At 63.1% G+C, this 17,041-nt stretch carries 14 protein-coding genes and 1 pseudogene; 12 read left to right on the top strand and 3 right to left on the bottom strand.

Features of this window, described 5'->3' with window-relative positions:
- Window positions 1-532: 532 nt before the first annotated feature.
- Window positions 533-2,905: a hypothetical protein gene (locus tag AC07U4_RS04065; RefSeq protein WP_495194521.1), complete on the top strand. Its 2,373-nt coding sequence runs from the start codon at window positions 533-535 to the stop codon at window positions 2,903-2,905.
- Here the strand turns inward: AC07U4_RS04065 and AC07U4_RS04060 are convergent.
- Window positions 2,902-3,939 (bottom strand): hypothetical protein, encoded by a 1,038-nt coding sequence (locus AC07U4_RS04060; protein WP_495194520.1) that lies wholly within the window; start codon window positions 3,937-3,939, stop codon window positions 2,902-2,904. The two genes, AC07U4_RS04065 and AC07U4_RS04060, sit on opposite strands and share 4 nt — an antisense overlap.
- Window positions 3,940-4,236: 297 nt before the next feature.
- Between AC07U4_RS04060 and AC07U4_RS04055 the strand changes: the two genes are divergently transcribed.
- Window positions 4,237-5,235 (top strand): hypothetical protein, encoded by a 999-nt coding sequence (locus tag AC07U4_RS04055; protein WP_495194519.1) that lies wholly within the window; start codon window positions 4,237-4,239, stop codon window positions 5,233-5,235.
- Between the two features lie 395 nt (window positions 5,236-5,630).
- Here AC07U4_RS04055 and AC07U4_RS04050 read toward each other — a convergent pair whose 3' ends face one another.
- Window positions 5,631-6,020: a type II toxin-antitoxin system VapC family toxin gene (locus AC07U4_RS04050; protein WP_495194518.1), complete on the bottom strand. Its 390-nt coding sequence runs from the start codon at window positions 6,018-6,020 to the stop codon at window positions 5,631-5,633.
- Window positions 6,017-6,259, bottom strand: a complete 243-nt coding sequence (locus AC07U4_RS04045; RefSeq protein WP_495194517.1) for an AbrB/MazE/SpoVT family DNA-binding domain-containing protein — start codon at window positions 6,257-6,259, stop codon at window positions 6,017-6,019. Before AC07U4_RS04045 ends, AC07U4_RS04050 begins: the two co-directional genes overlap by 4 nt.
- A gap of 177 nt (window positions 6,260-6,436) precedes the next feature.
- Here AC07U4_RS04045 and AC07U4_RS04040 point away from each other — a divergent pair, with 177 nt between their 5' ends.
- From AC07U4_RS04040 to AC07U4_RS03995, 10 genes and pseudogenes are all read left to right on the top strand, one after another.
- Window positions 6,437-7,687: a hypothetical protein gene (locus AC07U4_RS04040; RefSeq protein WP_495194516.1), complete on the top strand. Its 1,251-nt coding sequence runs from the start codon at window positions 6,437-6,439 to the stop codon at window positions 7,685-7,687.
- The gene (locus AC07U4_RS04035) at window positions 7,684-8,763 is read left to right on the top strand and encodes a site-specific integrase (RefSeq protein ID WP_495194515.1); all 1,080 of its coding nucleotides are present in this window, start codon (window positions 7,684-7,686) and stop codon (window positions 8,761-8,763) included. The genes AC07U4_RS04040 and AC07U4_RS04035 overlap by 4 nt, the downstream gene beginning before the upstream one ends.
- 127 nt (window positions 8,764-8,890) lie before the next feature.
- Window positions 8,891-9,166 (top strand): hypothetical protein, encoded by a 276-nt coding sequence (locus AC07U4_RS04030; protein WP_495194514.1) that lies wholly within the window; start codon window positions 8,891-8,893, stop codon window positions 9,164-9,166.
- On the top strand, window positions 9,163-10,101 hold the full coding sequence (locus AC07U4_RS04025; protein WP_495194513.1) for a restriction endonuclease: 939 nt from the start codon (window positions 9,163-9,165) through the stop codon (window positions 10,099-10,101). The genes AC07U4_RS04030 and AC07U4_RS04025 overlap by 4 nt, the downstream gene beginning before the upstream one ends.
- 151 nt (window positions 10,102-10,252) lie before the next feature.
- Window positions 10,253-11,019: pseudogene (locus AC07U4_RS04020) on the top strand (IS5 family transposase).
- A 138-nt stretch (window positions 11,020-11,157) separates the two neighbouring features.
- Window positions 11,158-12,147: a helix-turn-helix domain-containing protein gene (locus AC07U4_RS04015; RefSeq protein ID WP_495194512.1), complete on the top strand. Its 990-nt coding sequence runs from the start codon at window positions 11,158-11,160 to the stop codon at window positions 12,145-12,147.
- 262 nt (window positions 12,148-12,409) lie between these two features.
- On the top strand, window positions 12,410-14,548 hold the full coding sequence (locus tag AC07U4_RS04010) for a TonB-dependent siderophore receptor (protein ID WP_495194511.1): 2,139 nt from the start codon (window positions 12,410-12,412) through the stop codon (window positions 14,546-14,548).
- Window positions 14,545-14,823, top strand: a complete 279-nt coding sequence (locus AC07U4_RS04005) for a hypothetical protein (RefSeq protein ID WP_495194510.1) — start codon at window positions 14,545-14,547, stop codon at window positions 14,821-14,823. The genes AC07U4_RS04010 and AC07U4_RS04005 overlap by 4 nt, the downstream gene beginning before the upstream one ends.
- The gene (locus tag AC07U4_RS04000) at window positions 14,820-15,113 is read left to right on the top strand and encodes a hypothetical protein (RefSeq protein ID WP_495194509.1); all 294 of its coding nucleotides are present in this window, start codon (window positions 14,820-14,822) and stop codon (window positions 15,111-15,113) included. Before AC07U4_RS04005 ends, AC07U4_RS04000 begins: the two co-directional genes overlap by 4 nt.
- The gene (locus AC07U4_RS03995) at window positions 15,110-16,678 is read left to right on the top strand and encodes a PepSY-associated TM helix domain-containing protein (RefSeq protein WP_495195009.1); all 1,569 of its coding nucleotides are present in this window, start codon (window positions 15,110-15,112) and stop codon (window positions 16,676-16,678) included. The genes AC07U4_RS04000 and AC07U4_RS03995 overlap by 4 nt, the downstream gene beginning before the upstream one ends.
- Window positions 16,679-17,041: the final 363 nt, after the last annotated feature.

Here is a 17,041-nt window from a genome sequence, read left to right as displayed (position 1 = left end):
CCATAAAACGGCGGGTAGGCGCAGCCTCGCGCTTGTCTTGGGCCTGAACGAATGACCGGGATTGGGAAACCGGCGGGGTGCCCTGAACGACCGTAAGTGGGTCTGCCCTCGGCAGTTCGGCCGCGGCAGCTCGCGATCAGACCCGGCCGTTCAGCTTGGCCACAGCGAACATCTGCTCATGATAGAAGCTGCCATGCGGTCGCCTGTCGCGCGGCACCAGCACTACTTATGCTATCTTGGCGCCATTTTCGGCGTCTGTGATCGCGACCCGAATGATCGGTCCTCTTCAGACTCGATCAACGCGCTTACGGTTCTGGCTGCCAAGTTATCCACCGGCGAGGTGTCTGTTGCGGTTTCGATCTGCGATGTGTTCAGCTAATGTTTTCGAGATGGACGAGGGTCCTCTTGACGTTGCCGAAGCGCGGCAAGCTGACACCAGCCTCAAGGTGCTAGCCTCGGCGCGCGCCAACAGGCGTGGACTCGAAAGCGCGAGGTCGGCGATTGCGTCGGTGCGGGTTGGTTTTGACTTCCCATGAAGCGCCTGGCGTTGCTCTTGCTGTCTGTTGCTACGATCCCGCTCGTCGCTATCGCGCAAACGATGCCGGAGACGTCTCGATCGCGCGATGACGACATCATTCTCGCCTTGAGCGTCGACGCTTCGATCACGACCGTGGCGCTTCAGAAAGCGAACCGCGTAGTCCGCGAAGCAAGGGACCGGCTCGTCGCAACGGAATACAGATTACGCCTGGCGCTCCGGCGTGTGTCGCTTGGCGAGCGAAAGCGCGCAACACTGAAAGCGGAGCTTGCGCGCGTACAGGTTGATGAGCGGCGGTTGATCGAAACGCTGCGCGTCAAGGACGTCGAATTTGCTGCGGCGCTTGCCGAATATCGCAATGGCTTGATGGGGCTTCTCAATCAGCGAGATCCCCGCATCACCGCCGGCTTGGAGCGTTACGCCGCTGGCCATGTCACAGCGCTCGACAATATCCAGGAGCTGACACGGATCATCCGACGCGCGCGAGAGATGGGTGCACGCGCCAATCTCGCCGCCCAAAACGCTCAAAGTGCAGCCGATCAGCGCACTTTCGCCAGGCTGATGCTCGATGCGGTCGGCAAGGGACAGAAGCGGATAGAGGATGCCCTTCATGCCTGGACCGAGGCGGCCGAGCTAGAGCCGGGCAATGCCGATCAGTGGCTGGAAATCGCCCGGCTGAAGCGCTCGCTCGGCGACACCGAAGGCATGATGAAGGCTGCCGTCGAATTTTTCGAGCTCGGAACGACGGATGAGCAACGCGCGAATGGGTGGGTGTTCTTCTCGTCTATGGGACAGATACCGACGCCCTCATCCCGGCAGGGCGGCGAAGGATACGGCGAGGCGCTCAAGCTGCTTCGGCGATTAGCAGAGCAGGATCCGCAAAACCTCGGCATCAAGATCACCATTCTCTCCGTGCTCGACGTGGCCGTCTCAAGCGAAATATCTGGGCTCGACGTCTACCCGACGACGCGGCGCGAAGCGGCGAAGAGCTTTGCGACCGGCAACGCCTTGAGGGCGGAAGGCGACGGCTATGCAGCGAGGCTGATCGAGAGTCATCCCACCGATGACAATGTGCTCAAGGCCGTCTGGCAGCATTGGCACACCGCAGCGCGCTTCACCTGCCGCTCGACGGACGCCGCGGCGAGCATTGCCCTCTATGAGAAATCGTTCGCGATTGCTCGGTCCCGCCGGGCTACCGCATCCGACAATCTGGCCCGTATTCTCGATGACGCCATCGAACTGGAGGACCGTGCCGAGGTCGCGCGCATGCGCAGCGATTATGCGATGATGCGGACATCTCTGCTTCGCGCTGCGATGCTAAGGCAGCAGCTCGCGAGAGCGGATCCCGGCAATGTCCTCATCCAACGGGATTTCTGGAAGGCAAACATTCGGGTTGCGATCGTCGCCACGGCATTCGAAGATTTAAGGACGGCCCTGGACGCGCTCGCCGCAGCCCTTGCGATCGGCAGGCAAGTCGTGCCGCCCCGCAACGGGGTCAGCGTCGAGACCCTCGCTCGCATCGCGCTGACCCAGGCGAGCACGGGAGATCTCAAGGCAGCGACCGTCACGCTTGGTCAAACAAAGGCCCTGCTGGACAACAACCGGCCGACTCCCGATTTTTTAGCCGGGGATGACGGCGCGGTGACGATGATGCTCGGCGATCTTGCTCTGTATCGCCACGAATATGACGATGCCGAACGCCTGTACTCGACGCTGACGACGGAGCCGGCACTACCCATCAGTCCTGTCGCAACGCTCATGGATCAAGCGAGCTCGCTCCGGCTGGCGGCGCGCATGCGGCTTGCAGAGCTGGCGCTGGAGCGCGGCCGGATCACCGCAGCGCGCGGCTATTACGAAGCTATCCGCGATGACGTGAGAGCACGGTCGGCGCTCGATGATGGCACTACGATCCTGTCGATGGTCGCGATCATGATCGGCCATCTCACACCGGGGTTTACCGGTTGGCAGGAGATCGCAGACAGTATCGACCGCGACCGTGGCTTGCCCGATGCACCTTATGCGCAGCAACCACAGCTCTCCGCGCTCTCCGGTTTGATCCACGCACTTGCCGCCGGGCCGCGCATCCCTGAACAACGCGAAAGCGCTTTTGCCCTCGCGTCGTTCGACGCTTCCGCGCAGATCGCCGGAAAGCTGGCTAACGATCGCCCGGACGACCGAGCGGCGGCGATGCTTGCAATTTCAATGAGCGTGGCACGGGCAAAGGCGAGGGGCGGCCACAATTGGACTGAGCCGCTTGCCGCTCTGAGGAAAGCGTCAGCGCGCGGCTGGATCTTGGACGACGTGCTTGCGGACGCGACCTTGCTAATGGTTCTGGCACGGACCTCCCCGGAGGCTAAAGGCTATCGCTAGTGCTTCGCGGGAGGACACTCGCGTGCTACATTCGCGACTTTGAAGCGACATGTCGCCGCCCCCGTGGTCTCGCAGACCCATCCTCCGCCGGCCTGAGAGCAGCGCGGCAGCCCGTTGGGCGTGAACACGCCGGGCAACGCCTCGCCATCAAAATTACGCGCGTTGCTGGAACACTGGGAGCGCGCATCGCGCGCTGCCGCGGTCCGCGCCTCTGCCTCCGCGTCCGCCTGAGAGATTCTCGGCGTGCGATCGAAATCCGGCACGAAGATCGGAAAGTTTACCCTGCGCTCGCCGCCGACCGGGATAGAAAGCTCAAGGCGCTGCCTGGCATCGGCCGAGTAAGCCGCATTTGGTCCGTGCGCTTCGAGATAGTCGTTGAAAGGCTTGCAGGCCTTTCCGGCCGCCGCGCGGTTCCAGTCCTGCTCCTCCTCACGTGTCGGCACACCGCTCCCCTCGAGATAGCGGCACGGTTCCCGTAGGATCGAAAACTTGCAGACGTTTTCGACACTGTTTGCGTAGTTAAGGCCGAATTCGAGCAACACGACAAAAAGAGCAACGACCGGCACGGCGACAAGCCAATGCCACCATGTTCGCGCGCCAACAGCCAAGCGTGAGAGCCAGTCGATCGCGCTCGCGGGTCCCGTCCAAAGCGTGCTCAACGCATCTTGCCCACGGGTTGCGAGCATCGTGTCCAGATCGGGGAGCGACCTCGCGTCCAATCCGGCGGGAGCAACAGTCCCGTCGAGCGAGATACCAAGATATCGATCGTCCTGCTGAAGCCGACGCGCGAGCGCGTGCAGCCGCGGATAGTCAAGCGAAACACTTGTGCACGACCAACAGACAGCGATCGGTGGCGGGCGCTGCCGATCGAGCGTAGGATTGGCGTCGCCGCCGCCCTTGGTCCACGGTGTTACGATGCTGTCGATGGCGTGACTCGCGAGCAGATCCCGAACCGCCCCCATCGCGGCCCGGTCACCATAGGCGCCGGTCAGATGGAGGACTGGCTTTCGAGAAAGTGGTCCGGTGGCGCTCACCGTCAGAGCATAGGCAGCACCAGTGCCAGATCAAGCGCGCCAGCCCAATTCTACAGCCGGCTCAGCTTCAGTCGCAACGCCACGCCGCGCAAACGAGCGCTGAACGTCGGCTTTTGACAAGAGCTCATACTCAATCTGCTGCATGGGAATGACGGGTTTGTCCTCATTTTGCCCACTCTAGTGGCTCTGTGGCGCAATCGCATACGACTGAATGAGCTTAGTCCGGCGAGGCGGGCTGCGCCGGCCAGTATTGCAAGGCATCTTTGCCGACAGCCCGGCCGCTGCCATGATGCCGTGATGGCTCACGCTACCGATCCGCTCACCATGTACGACGAAGACCTGTTCGATGCGGACTTGTCAGCCGCGCGGGCGTGGCTGCGGCGCGGCCGTGCCGCGACTGCCGGACAATACGCGGTGTTGGCCGCGTTCGGATCGTTCGCGTCTTGGATGGCGTTCGGCGCATACGCGGAAGTGTTCGGGCTGCTGTCCGGCGGCGGCGACTTTTCCAGCGACGCCCAACCCCTCTTCGGGCTCGCGATTTTTGGTACGCTCGCCATTGCGTGCGTCCTCGGCATGTTCGTGCTTCCGCGGTGGGAGCCTCAAATCGTGGGGAATGGCGCGACTCGTTACCTTACGCATGTGCGGGCGGCGGTCATTGCCACTGCGATCCTGATCGCACCCTGGTTCGACTTCAAGGTACCGCTCGCTCTCCTCGTTCCTCTGATTGTCGCTGGCGTCTATACGAAATCCGGAACCGAGGCCGGAGGCATTGATCCGGCCGCGTTCCTCCTGAACCTCGTGTGCCAGTCCACATGGGCTTTCCTTTCAATGACCTGGCTCGTGCTGTGGTGTGATATGTGGCTCCACATCGCTGATTTTCGGCTGCCGCAGGCCACTGCCGACGCTGCGCCTTTGATCATGGTCTTAATAGTCTTGTCTGGCTGCGTCGTGCAGTCCGTGATGCGGCTACGCGACCGCCGCTGGCCGTTGGCTGGCCTCGCATGTGTCGCCGCCGCGATCGGCCTCGCTAACCCCGGTGTATCGGGCCTCGTCGGCGTCATGCTGTACAAAATGGATGTAGGCGGGGGGGTCTTCGACGTCGGGGCGTCGGCGGTAGGGCAGCCGGTGTGCGACATGGGCGCACCCGGCCGACACTATTATATCCTCGCCGGCGACGAGGGCTGCACGTTGAAGAGGGCGAACCGCCTGCTGGGCACACTCCGAAGGATGCCCGATCGCGAACGCGTCGCCTTCCTGTTGGCCAACCGCGTCCAACCCGCACCTGCAACCCAATAGATGGTGTGTCGACGTTAAAAAGGAGGACGCGGGTGTCACGCGTCCGGTCTTCCCCGTTGCGAGTTCGTCCACGAAGGTTGATGATCGGCGTGCCGCACTTCGGACGCAATGGCCGTCACTTCAGTGGTATGTCGATCCTGTCGAAGAGGGCGTCCGCCCGCAGCCGTTCCGTCGAGTACGGATCGCTTAGCATGAGTTCGGCGATCAGCGGGCGCCTCGGTCAGCTAATGAACAACCTGTTGATGCTCCACATTTAGTCGGGTTCTGCGGTAACGTGGTGGAGTGTGGCAGCGTTTTTTGGCCTGTGGTGAACCAATGACCGAATTTGGGGTGACGAAAGCTGACCGTGAACGGCCGGAATTGGGTCTTTTACTAAAGAGCCAGCACATCCGATATTAGCGGATCACCACGACTTTCACGCCGGCATCGCTTGCAATATCCTTCCATGCCGTGTCCGCCGTGTAGGCAGGCGCGCCAAGGTGTTTCGCCAGCGCGAGACAAAACCGATCGCCCAGCGACAACCCGGCCGATGAGGTGGCAGCGCGCAGATTACCGGCTTCCCAGGCGAGCGCATCATCCGCCGCAACGATGGTATAGGGCAGGGCCGCCAGCATCGCCCGCACGTCGTCGAGCGGCGCGCCGAGATGGACGAAGTGGCTGATGACCTCGGCTTGGTTGATCGCGCACGCAGATGCATCCGCGATCACGCCGCCCACCTTGCTGGCCCCGCGCTCGCCTTTAAGCAATGCGAGGATCGCTGAGGCATCGAGAACGACATGGGTCATTCGCCGCTATCCTCGCGCCGTGCCGCCAAGAAGTCATCAACCGACGCACCGGGCTGCTGAGCGTACCGTTTGGCAATCGCCTGTGCCTTGGCCACGGCCTGCTCGACGGTTCGGAGAATAACACCATCAGGTGTTTCTTCGACCAGAACCGCACCGCCATCCTCAAGCCCCAGACGCTTGCGAATACCGACCGGCAGGCTCATGCGCCCGTTAGGTGTGATGTTAAGCTGTAGCGTCATATGACGGCATCCGCGTGAAATGGCATTGAAGGCCGGTTATGCCACAATGGCTGGCAAGAGGCGAGAGACAAGTGAATGCCGCCAACTAGCCCACAAGCCATAATGGTACTAGCGATAAGAGTCATTTCTACTACTACGACGCATTGATGAAATTGTGGTCGTAACGGAGGCGGAACGGTGATTGTTGATGTGCCGACGCCGGGTGAATTCCACACTGCCGGGGTCAACCAGCTCTACCTGGCGTGGAAGATTACCATCGGCGCGCAGCAGGCGCTAACGAGGATCGGCGCTGCGGCCGATGACCGGGAGGCGGCCGAGGATTATTGGCGCAGCGTCCAACCCGAATTGGCCAACGCCTACAGCCTGATCCAACAGGCAATGGAAATGGCGCTGAAGGGGCGGATTGCTTCGGTGTCGCCCTTCCTTCTGCTCGGCAATCCGGCCGACTGGCCGGCGAGGGGGGCGGCCGAACCGCTGTCGTTCGGTGAGCTGCCGACGCTCGATGCGTCCAAGCTCGTGAAGGTTCACAACCTGCTGATCGCCCCACCGCTGGACGCCGCGTTCGCGACCTATTGGGAGACGGTCCGTCGCGATCGGAACCGGATCATGCATTCGACGTCGCGCACGACCTTCACCGCGAGCCAGGTCGTCCTCGCCATCCTGCGCGCGGCGAAGACCCTCTTCGCAGGTATACCGTGGCCCGATCGCCTGCTCGCCCAGGAAGCAGGGCAGAAATACGCAATCTTCGGCATGGACGATCACGTCTACAGCGAGGTCGTCGGCGAGATCGGCTGCGCGATCGCGTTGCTGACGCCGGCCGACGCCTTGGAGCTCCTGGGCTTCGACCATCGCAGGCATGCATATGCCTGCCCGCAATGCTTTGCCAATGCCGAGCGTGATTTCGCGACAGGCCCTCCCAAGCTCGCGCAGTTCCCGGCCAAAGAGGCCGGCGCGACGACACTTTGCTGCATCTTCTGTGATACGGTCAGCGTGGTCGAACGCCACGATTGCGCCTATCCGGACTGTCGAGGCACGGTTATCAGCCACAATTTATGCCTGACATGCCTTCGGGAACAGGACGAACATCTTGCGGTCGACGCTGACTTCATTGATGCCGCGATCAATCGCCATCACGGATACGAGTTTGTCGTCGGACGGGAAACGAAGAGGCGTCGTAATGAATACCAATGGCATCGCGCGAAGGCGGCGGATGACGACGCCGCCATCGCTTACGGGCGGCTGATGCTGGATGCTGTCCATCTACGAAGCTGGCAAACTGTTTCCATCTTCCAGCGTGAGGGCTCTTCAATCCTGCTGGAATCAGTAGGCTGTCGCCCGCTCGGCTATTGGGCATGGGGGGACGGCGGATTGATCTGGCATGCTGGCGTGCTCGCCTACGACTATTCTACCCACGGACCGGTAGGATGACGAACGACGCGCCAATGACGGACCAGGCGTCCGGCGGGGAGGGTAGGGCATCAACGGCATCCACCGCCGTCACTCTGCTTCCGGTGTCTCGCATCGACCCCGCACAGTTGATCGACCGTATCACGTCCGACGACGAGGCGCGGGTGGCGGCGTATGTCGCGCGCGCCTCGGCCGCGTCGACCGTCCGCGCCTATCGCTCCGACTGGCGACTGTTCACCGATTGGTGCGCCACGCGTGGATATCGGCCGCTGCCGGCAACCCCCGCGGTGACCGCCGCCTATCTCGCCGAAATCGCGGACGTCGGCACGACCTTCTCTGCGGGGCGTCCATTATCCAAGGCGTCAATCGAGCGCCGCCTCGCCGCGATCGTGTTCGTCCATCGCGCGGCCGGACATGAGCCGCCTACCACGCAAGCCGGCGCCGCCAGCCTCAGTGCGATGATGCGCGGCATCCGCAACGCCAAGCGCTCGGTCCGGCGCGCCGTTAAGCGGCCCGCCGACGCCGATGTCCTGCGCGACATCGTCCGCGGGATCACCGGCGAGACGATGCTTGATCTGCGGGACCGCGCGTTGCTCACGATGGGCATGATGGGCGCGTTCCGCCGCTCCGAGCTGGTGCGGATCCGGCTCGAGGACATCGCCCCGCATCCGCGCGGGCTGTCGATCACCATCCCGTTCTCCAAAGGCGATCAGGCGGGCGTTGGCCAATCGGTCGCCATCCTGGAGGGGCGTCGCATCGAACCGGTACGTCACCTGCGGGCCTGGATCGAGGCCGCCGGGATCACCGCGGGGGCGGTCTTTCGTCGGCTGACCCCGCACGGGCGGGTCACCGACGCGGCGCTGAGCGAGCAGTCGGTGGCGCTGGTCGTCAAGAAGCGCGCCGCAGCCGTGGGCTACGACCCCACGCTATTCGCTGGTCACTCCTTTCGTACCGGCTTCCTGACCGAGGCGGGGCGCACCGGTGCGACGCTGTTCAAGAAGCAGGAACACAGCCGGCACAAGTCGATCGAGATGCTCAGTACCTACGTCCGGGACGAGGAAGCTTTTCGCAACCACGCCGCGGAAGGATTTGCGTGATGGGAGAGGGACCGCGACGGGGCCGGCGTGTTGGGGGGAGAAGCGATGGACTATTTAGCCCGGTTCCTCACCCGTCGGTGAGCATCCAGGTTTGCAAATGACGCCTACATCACCGGAAAATAAGACAATGACGAACGGGACATGTGATGAGCCGGTAATGGTGCATCATCGGGAATGGTCGCGCGACGGCACGCATGTGTTGACCCTGTCCCATCGACCGGGTTGGTCCAACAATGCGTGGCAGATCCGTCACCACCACGCCTATGAAAGCGGGGGCGGCTCCGGATATAATCCCAGCTTCAACGAAGAAAGTGAAGCGCGGGCGTACTTCGCCAGTAAGGCGGAAGAGGAGGACGCCAAGCACGCCGAGTGGCTGGCCGATGAGGCAGCAAAAGGCGCATGAGCAGCCTGCGATCGATCGACCTCAGTCTCATCGATGAGGTGTTTCGCGGCGACAGCGGTAAGGGATGGGTACTCGACTTCTCCAATCGTACCTTCGCCGTGTTTTTCGCGCGCGAACTCGAGGTTGATATCGACGCTCCGCAATATGCGAAAGATGGCGATTCCAAAGGGAAGCGCTTTCGATGTTTCCTGGGGCAGCTTGATGACAGGACCGCCGCCAGGACGCTGCGTGTCTTCTGGGAACAGCGCGAGGCATTACGAGGCGCAAGCATGGCTGACCCGATGCCTCGTGCAAGCGGTCAGATCGCCGCGTTGATCGGTCGCTTGGAGGGCACGATCTCTACCAATCCGGTCAACGTCGTGCCGGCGCCGCTCCTTGATACTATCGACTTCCTCCGGCTGCGCGACGAGCTCCTCGCGGTTCGCGATCTCGTCCCGCATCAGCGCGGCTATGCCTTTGAGCGCTTCCTGACCACCGCCTTCGAGGCGTTCCGGCTGCGGCCGCGTGAACCGTTCCGGCTGTTCGGAGAACAGATCGACGGTAGTTTCGAACTCGCGAACGAAATCTATCTCGTCGAGGCCAAGTGGCTGAACAGAAAGATCGGTGCGGCCGAGTTGCACACGTTCCATGGGAAGGTCGATCAAAAAGAGGCATGGGCGCGCGGCGTGTTCATCAGCTTCGGCGGCTTCACGGATGAGGGCCTTCACGCCTTCGGTCGAGCCCGGCGCGTCATCGGTGTCGACGGCAAGGATCTGTACGACGCCCTCGATCGGGGCATCGGGGTCGATCAGGTCATCGCAGGAAAGGTTCGGCACGCTGCCGAGACAGGTGAGGTGTTCGCACCTGTCAGCCAGCTATTCCCTGATGGAATTATTTGGCATAGTGACTGTAGCGCTAAGTCAGGCGACCGAGCCGGCCGCGTCGTCGAGCTGTGATGGTCGCCTAGCAGTAGCGGTCTTTATTGGGTAGGTGCTCGATGGTCCTCGATACCTCTAGGTTGTGTTGACAACACGGCCTAGGTTGTGAACTCATAAAGGTTGCGCGTTGGCTGAGGTGTTGATTCAAGGCTTTCGAAGGAGGCTTTGGATGGCGCGCTATGATCTGAGCGAGACGGAGTGGCGGTTGATCGAGCCATTGCTGCCGAACAAGCCGCGCGGTGTGGCGCGCGTGGATGACCGGTGAGTGTTGAACGGTATCTTCTACGTCCTGCGGACAGGATCGCCGTGGCGCGATTTGCCGGCGCGCTATGGTCCGCATACGACGGTCTACAACCGGTTCAACCGCTGGGCGAAGGCGGGCGTGTGGGTGCGGGTGTTCGAAGCCCTTTCGACGGGGTCACCTGCATCCATGCATCTGATCGACAGCTCGATCATCCGCGCCCACCAGCACGCGGCCGGCGGTAAAAAGGGGGCGAAGATCACGCCATCGGCCGTTCTTGTGGCGGACTAAGTACCAAAATCAACGCGCTGGTGGATCAGGACGGCCTGCCACTCAGGATCGTGCTCTCGGCGGGACAGGCATCCGACAAGGCGGCGGTAGAGGCACTGATCGATGGCCTGCCGCCCGCACCTGCGCTCGTCGCCGACCGCGGATACGACGCCAAAGCAATCATCGACCTCGTCCGCTCGCGTGGCGGTCATGCGCACATCCCGACCCAGCGCGATCGCAAGATCCAGCGCCCGGTCGATCCGCACCTCTACCGCCAACGCAACGTCGTCGAGCGCTACTTCTGCAAGCTCAAGCACTTTCGCCGTGTCGCCACCCGCTTCGACAAGCTTGCCCGCAACTTCCTCGCCGTCGTCCTACTCGCCTCCTCCCGCCTTTGGCTCAGAACTTATGAGTCCAGAACTTAGAGCATGGCCCTATCCCACCCGCTTCGTTGCCGATTTCACGGAGGCCGAACGGATCGGTCGCGCGGCGCTTGCCAGAATCGAAGCAACGGGGACAATCGACACTGGTTTCCAGGCGACGGGCGGGTAAGGCAAGCGCCTATGGGGTTCCAGCCGGTGAGGATCGAAGGTGAATTCGTTCCGCTCGACATCGTCCGCGCAGCGACGTTCACCGCCGGGCCGGATGACGACGTCATCCCGCATTGGCGCACCCTGGAAGGGCAGTTTCGGGGGTGGATGTGGATGGACGCAGTCCATCCGGGGCTGATCGGATCGGCCTGCGATATGATGGCGGTCAGCGATACCGTCATAGATCAGGCGGTGGAACGTTCGGTCATGGTGTCGTTGCTGCTCGAAGGCGAGAATGGCACGTTCCAGCCGGACGGTTATGATGCGATTACCAACCGGGTGGAACGCCCCCAACTTGTCAGGTTCGGGGAACCGCGCCGCTGCGCGCGTAGCCTCGCCCGAGGAAACCATTGCGTCCGCGTCGGGCTGATCGTCCTGCCCGCCTTTGTCGAACATCATGCCGCCACGATGGCGGAGGATGACGCGGATCTGCTGGGCGCTTTGCTCGAACCGGCCTTCCAGAGTTGCTGCCTGGCGCGTTCGGATGCGATGGTGCGGCTGGCCAAAGCCTTGGTAGCGGCCCCCTATCAAGGGACGCTCGGCCGATTGTATCGCGAGACCCTCATTGCACAGATGCTGTTCGAGACGCTCGCGCACCTGCGGGCGGATCGACGGGTTTTGCCGGGCGGCGCGCCGCTGCCTCGCAAACATCGCGACGCGATCCGCCGGGCGCGCGAGTTGATCGACGCGAGCCTGCTATCGCCGCCAGGGACGATCGAGCTGGCGCAGGCCGTCGGCGTCAACCGGAACATCCTTCAGGCCGGTTTCCGTTCCCTGCTGGGCACAACCGTATTCGGCTATGTGCGCGAACGACGACTGACGATGGCACGCCTGCTCCTCGAGGAAGAAGGCGCGGGTGCGGCGGAGGCGGGCTACCGGGTCGGTTTCGCCAGTCCTTCCGCCTTTGCTGCCGCGTACAAGCGGCGGTTCGGGTTTCCGCCGACCGGACGCAAGCCCGGTTAGTCGCGTCGTTTCGCACCAACATGCCGTCGGCGACAGCATTCGTGCCGCAAGCGACAGCCAACCAGATTGCCCTGCCTCCCTCCGAGATAATAACGCGAGTGAGTTGCAAGTCGGGTGATCAGGGGGGCTGTGAATGTCGAGGTTGGATCGTGTCGTCTGGGTGTCATGTATCGCGCTCGTGGCAGCGCTCGCCCCCTCGTCCGCCAGCGCCCGGCAAAAACCACGAAACCGGCAGGACGGATGCACCATTCAAAGCGCCGACATGGGTTGCGACATCGTCGTGATCGCCACCGGCAAGTCCATCGCCGCCGCCACCACCAAGACCAGAACCCCGATCATCGAATCGCCGCAGCAGATATCGATCGTCAGCCGCGACGAAATCGAAGTGCGGGCATCGCAGACGGTGGCCGATGCCCTGTCCTATACCGCCGGGGTGCAGGCTCAGCCGACCGGTGTCGACAGCCGGGTGGACGAGGTGAGCGTGCGCGGCTTCGGGGCCGGCGGCTTTTCGACCAACAACAACTTCCTCGACGGACTGCGCATTGCGTCCGGGGGCGAAGGGACGTGGATCAGGCCCGCCTTCGACCCCTTCTCGCTGGACCGGATCGACGTGCTGAAGGGCCCCTCGGGCGCGCTGTACGGTCAATCCGCGCCCGGCGGGGTGGTCAATCTCGTGACCAAACGGCCCGACTTTGCGCCGCATGGCGAAATCCAGTTCCAGGGTGTGGGGTTCACCGACCTCGATCGCCGGGCCTGGCAGGCGGGCGCCGACATCACTGGCCCGCTCACCGCCGACCACAAGCTGGCGGGGCGGCTCGTCGGTCTGGCGCGCTACGGCGACACCCAGATCAGACAGGTGAAAACCGGCCGCTATTATATCGCGCCAAGCCTCGCCTGGCAGCCCGACGAGAGGACCCGGTGGACGCTTCTCGCCCAATATCAACGCGACGAAGGCGGTTCGTCCTTCCAGTTCCTGCCCGCGCTCGGCACGCTCTACGCAGTCTCCGGTCGCTATCTCGACAATGGCGCCTATCTCGGCGAGCCCGACTGGAACCGCTTCGATCGCAACCAGTATCTGGTCGCGTCGCTGTTCGAACGACAGTTCGGTTCGGCGATGACGGTGCGCAACAATACGCGCTACGCGCATATCGGCGTTCTGTATCGCGGCGTGGTTCCTGCGGGTAACACGCTGACGACCTGTCCGGCCAAACTCGCGGGCTGTACCGTGGGCCACACGCTCAACCGCCGCGCCGTCGAGGGAGATGGCGAGACCGATGGGATCGCCACCGATACCCAGGTCGAATGGCATGTCGCGACCGGAGCTGTCGGCCATGTCCTGCTGGGCGGCGTCGATCACTTCCATACCGAATGGAACAACACCTATAACATGGTGCGTCCGGCGCTGGTCTTGCCGCTGCTCGACATTTTCCACCCGGTGCCACGCAGGGCAGCGGGCTTCGCGAACAATCTGACGCCGCTCATCCGGACCGAGACGGTTAGCCTCCAGACCGGTGCCTATCTTCAGGATCAGGTCAGTGCCGGTCCCTTGCGCCTTACGGTCAGTGGACGGCAGGACTGGGCAGAGGATCGCAGCCACAATCCGCTGACCGGCGGACGGCTGACGACGCGGAGCAACGCCTTCACCTGGCGCGCGGGCGGGGTCTGGCTGTTCGACAATGGACTGGCGCCCTATCTCAGCTATTCGGAAAGTTTCCAGCCGATGGTGTCCAACCGTGATCCGGCTGCGAGCCAGGTCGCGGGCGGCAAGCCGTTCGTCCCCACGACGGGCCAGCAATATGAAGCCGGCCTGCGCTTCCAGCATGGCAAGGCGATCTATGTGACGCTGGGTGCCTATCAGATCACCCAGCAGAATATCACCACACCCGACCCGACCGGGACCTTGTGCGGGCTGTCGGTCTGTCTGGTCCAGACCGGAGAGGGCCGGATTCGCGGCGCGGAACTGGAGGGCAAGGGAAGTCTGCCGTGGGGGCTGACGGTCATCGCCACCGCGACGCGCAGCGAGGCCAAGGTGACACGGAGCGGCATCACGGCTCAGGTCGGGAATCATCTGCCTCAAATACCGGACTGGATGGCCTCGCTGTTCGCCGAACAGCGTTTCCGGTCCGGTGCGCTTACCGGGTTCGCGGTGGGTGCCGGAGCCCGCCATACCGGACGCAGCTTCGGCGATACCGCCAACAGCCTCCGCATCTCCGGCTATACGCTGTTCGACGCCAGCCTGCGTTTCGATGCCGGGGCGATCGATCCGCATTATGACGGATTGTCCTTCTCGATCAACGCCCGCAACCTTGCAGACCGGCGCTATCTGGCCAGTTGCATCGCGCCCGGCTGCTACATCGGGCAGGGTCGAACGGTCGCGGCGCGGCTCCAGTATCGCTGGTGATCGTTATGGTCGGGATCGGAGAAGCCGTCACGGCGGTGGCGGCGCTGTTACTCTATCTGGCGTCGTCATGGGCGCCGGTCGCGTCGACCGTGGCCGTTCGTCGCATGCTGGGGGTGGCAGGGATGGTTCTGTTCCCCTGCGGCGTGGCGATGTTGATCGCGGGGCGTGACGTGCGGCTTGCGCTGTTCATCGCAGTGACCATCGCGATGCTGGTGTGGTCGCTGGTTCCATTGGTGTTCGGATGGAGCCTGCGGTCGCGAAAGACCAGGCCATGACGCCGCCGCTGACGACGCATGGCTGGCCGAGCAAGGTCGGTGCCGCATTGGTCCCCGGATTCGCGTTGGCGCTGGGTGTCGCGGGGCTGATCCGCGTGATTGCCGCACCGCACGGCCCGCCCATGTCCACCGTGGCGCAATTCGCGATGTGGATGACCGCGCCGGTCTGGGCGCTGGTCCTGTCCTTGTGCTTCCTGTTCCGCAGCGGCGCGCGCGCCTGGGGCTGGTTGACCGCCGCCGCCATCGTCCTGTGGGGCGTCGTGATCCTGCTGAAGAGGATGTCGGCATGAAAATCGCGACCGACATCCTGAAGGCCTATAAGGCCGTCCATGGCTGGGTCGGCATTATCTGTGGCCTGATGCTGTTCATCGCCTTCTTCGCCGGCGCGGTGACCATGTTCGAGGCGCCGTTGCAACAATGGGCATCGCCGCCCGGCCGGCTTTCGCCGCCGCCCTCGCTGGAGCGAACTCCCGAGCTTCTGGCGCGCGTGGCGGTCACGCATCCTGAAGCGATGGCGGCCTATGACGTCAATCTGGTAATCGATCCACAGCATCCGGCGCGCGTCTCCTGGCGGAGCGGCGATCCCGAAGAAATCGAGCATGGCGGCGGCGTCGCACATTATGCCTCGCTCACCCCCGATGGGCGGTTGCAGGTCGAGATGCGAGGCCCCTCGCCGGTCGCCCAGTTCATCGACGATCTGCATCGCAAGGTGGGCCTGCCTTTCGGCCCCGCGATCGCGACCCCGATCATGGGCGGCGTGGCGCTGCTCTATTTCGTCGCGCTCGTATCGGGCATCATCGTCCTGCTGCCGAGCCTGGTTCGCGACCTGTTCGCGCTGCGGTTCGGCCTTAATGTGAAGCGGATGTGGCTCGACGTGCATAATCTGCTCGGCGTGTTCAGCCTGCCGCTGCACGTCGTGATGGCGCTGACCGCGATCGTGTTCGCCTTTCACGACCAATTCTACATGGCGCAGGGGCTGGCGTTCGGCGGCAGGCGTCCGCCGATGAGCGTCCATGCGCCCCGTCATGCATCTCCTTCACCGGCCCCGCCCGCGACACTGGTCGGGCGACTGCGCGCTGAGGTGCCGGAGTTCATGCCCTATACGCTGAGCTATACGACCGTGCCGGGCGGCAGGACGGTCGTGCGCGCCCTCGGCGGCGATCCCGATTATCCGGTACGCACGCCCATCTATGGTGTCGTGACGATGGACCCGGCATCGGCGAAGGTGCTCAGCGTCGATTACATGCCTGGTCGTCAGGACGGCTGGTCGACCGCCGTTACAAGCTTTTTCGCGCTGCACTACGGTAGCTTCGGTGGATGGCCGATCCGTTGGTCCTATTTCCTGCTGGGCCTGTCGGGCGCGTTCCTGTTCTACACCGGCAACTTGTTGTGGATCGAATCCCGTCGCTGTCGCGAACGACGCGATGGCGCGGTCCAGCAGACCCGCGCGACCCGTCTATTAGGTGCCTTGACGGTGGGCGTATCGCTAGGGTGCGTCGCGGGGATCGCCGTGACGCTGGCGGCGGCGCGATGGCTCGGCGATGCGGCCACGATAGAGACGCACGGCCGAATCTATTACGCGGTTTTCCTGCTATGGACCGGATGGGCCTTGCATCGCGGCGCGGCGCGCGCTGGATGTGAACTGGCGTTCGCTACCGGTCTGGCGGTGCTGACGATTCCTACGGCAAGCCTAGTGACGATGATCCTGCGATCGGCACCGCCCGCTCTGATGCTCGTCGATGGTATCGCAACCACGCTGGCCGTCATTCTATTTACCGCATCTCGCACCGCCCGTAAGCGCGCTCGTACAGGCGTGCGAGATAGCATCTGGTCTTCACCTGTGACCAACGATTGATGGGTTCCCCGGCTATGGATGGTCCCAAGTGTCGGTATCCTCTTCGGGAGGTCGTCCTGTGCTTCTCCGAAGTGGACGTCGTAAAGGCGACGACTTGCAATTCCCATCGTCTTCCGGCCTGTGTCATAGGGCGGTAGCGAAAACGTAGTGATCATCTTCATCGGACGTGGCCCGCCATACGCCGCCGTTTAACGTCGGTCGATAGGAGCGGCGCAGAAGCTCTAGAGCCCAAGACGACTTTGCGTAAAACCGAGTGCTTTTTTCTGAAGCTTATTCGCTACGGAAAAATGACCCACGCCATGCGGTGCCATAAGGGTATATTCAATGCGCACTGGAGCAATGAGGCGCTTCGCGCGGTGCTGT

The organism is Sphingomonas sp. GW821-FHT02B09 (assembly GCF_059421875.1).
This window is presented reverse-complemented; position numbering and strand designations above follow the sequence as displayed.

Excerpts from the sequence above, each read along its gene's own strand:
- AC07U4_RS04030 (WP_495194514.1), top strand. The coding sequence starts at position 8,891 with ATGACGAACGGGACATGTGATGAGCCGGTAATGGTGCATCATCGGGAA.
- AC07U4_RS03995 (WP_495195009.1), top strand. The coding sequence starts at position 15,110 with ATGAAAATCGCGACCGACATCCTGAAGGCCTATAAGGCCGTCCATGGC.
- AC07U4_RS04010 (WP_495194511.1), top strand. The coding sequence starts at position 12,410 with ATGGGTTGCGACATCGTCGTGATCGCCACCGGCAAGTCCATCGCCGCC.
- AC07U4_RS04045 (WP_495194517.1), bottom strand. The coding sequence starts at position 6,259 with ATGACGCTACAGCTTAACATCACACCTAACGGGCGCATGAGCCTGCCG.
- AC07U4_RS04035 (WP_495194515.1), top strand. The coding sequence starts at position 7,684 with ATGACGAACGACGCGCCAATGACGGACCAGGCGTCCGGCGGGGAGGGT.
- AC07U4_RS04065 (WP_495194521.1), top strand. The coding sequence starts at position 533 with ATGAAGCGCCTGGCGTTGCTCTTGCTGTCTGTTGCTACGATCCCGCTC.
- AC07U4_RS04055 (WP_495194519.1), top strand. The coding sequence starts at position 4,237 with ATGGCTCACGCTACCGATCCGCTCACCATGTACGACGAAGACCTGTTC.
- AC07U4_RS04000 (WP_495194509.1), top strand. The coding sequence starts at position 14,820 with ATGACGCCGCCGCTGACGACGCATGGCTGGCCGAGCAAGGTCGGTGCC.
- AC07U4_RS04015 (WP_495194512.1), top strand. The coding sequence starts at position 11,158 with ATGGGGTTCCAGCCGGTGAGGATCGAAGGTGAATTCGTTCCGCTCGAC.
- AC07U4_RS04025 (WP_495194513.1), top strand. The coding sequence starts at position 9,163 with ATGAGCAGCCTGCGATCGATCGACCTCAGTCTCATCGATGAGGTGTTT.
- AC07U4_RS04050 (WP_495194518.1), bottom strand. The coding sequence starts at position 6,020 with ATGACCCATGTCGTTCTCGATGCCTCAGCGATCCTCGCATTGCTTAAA.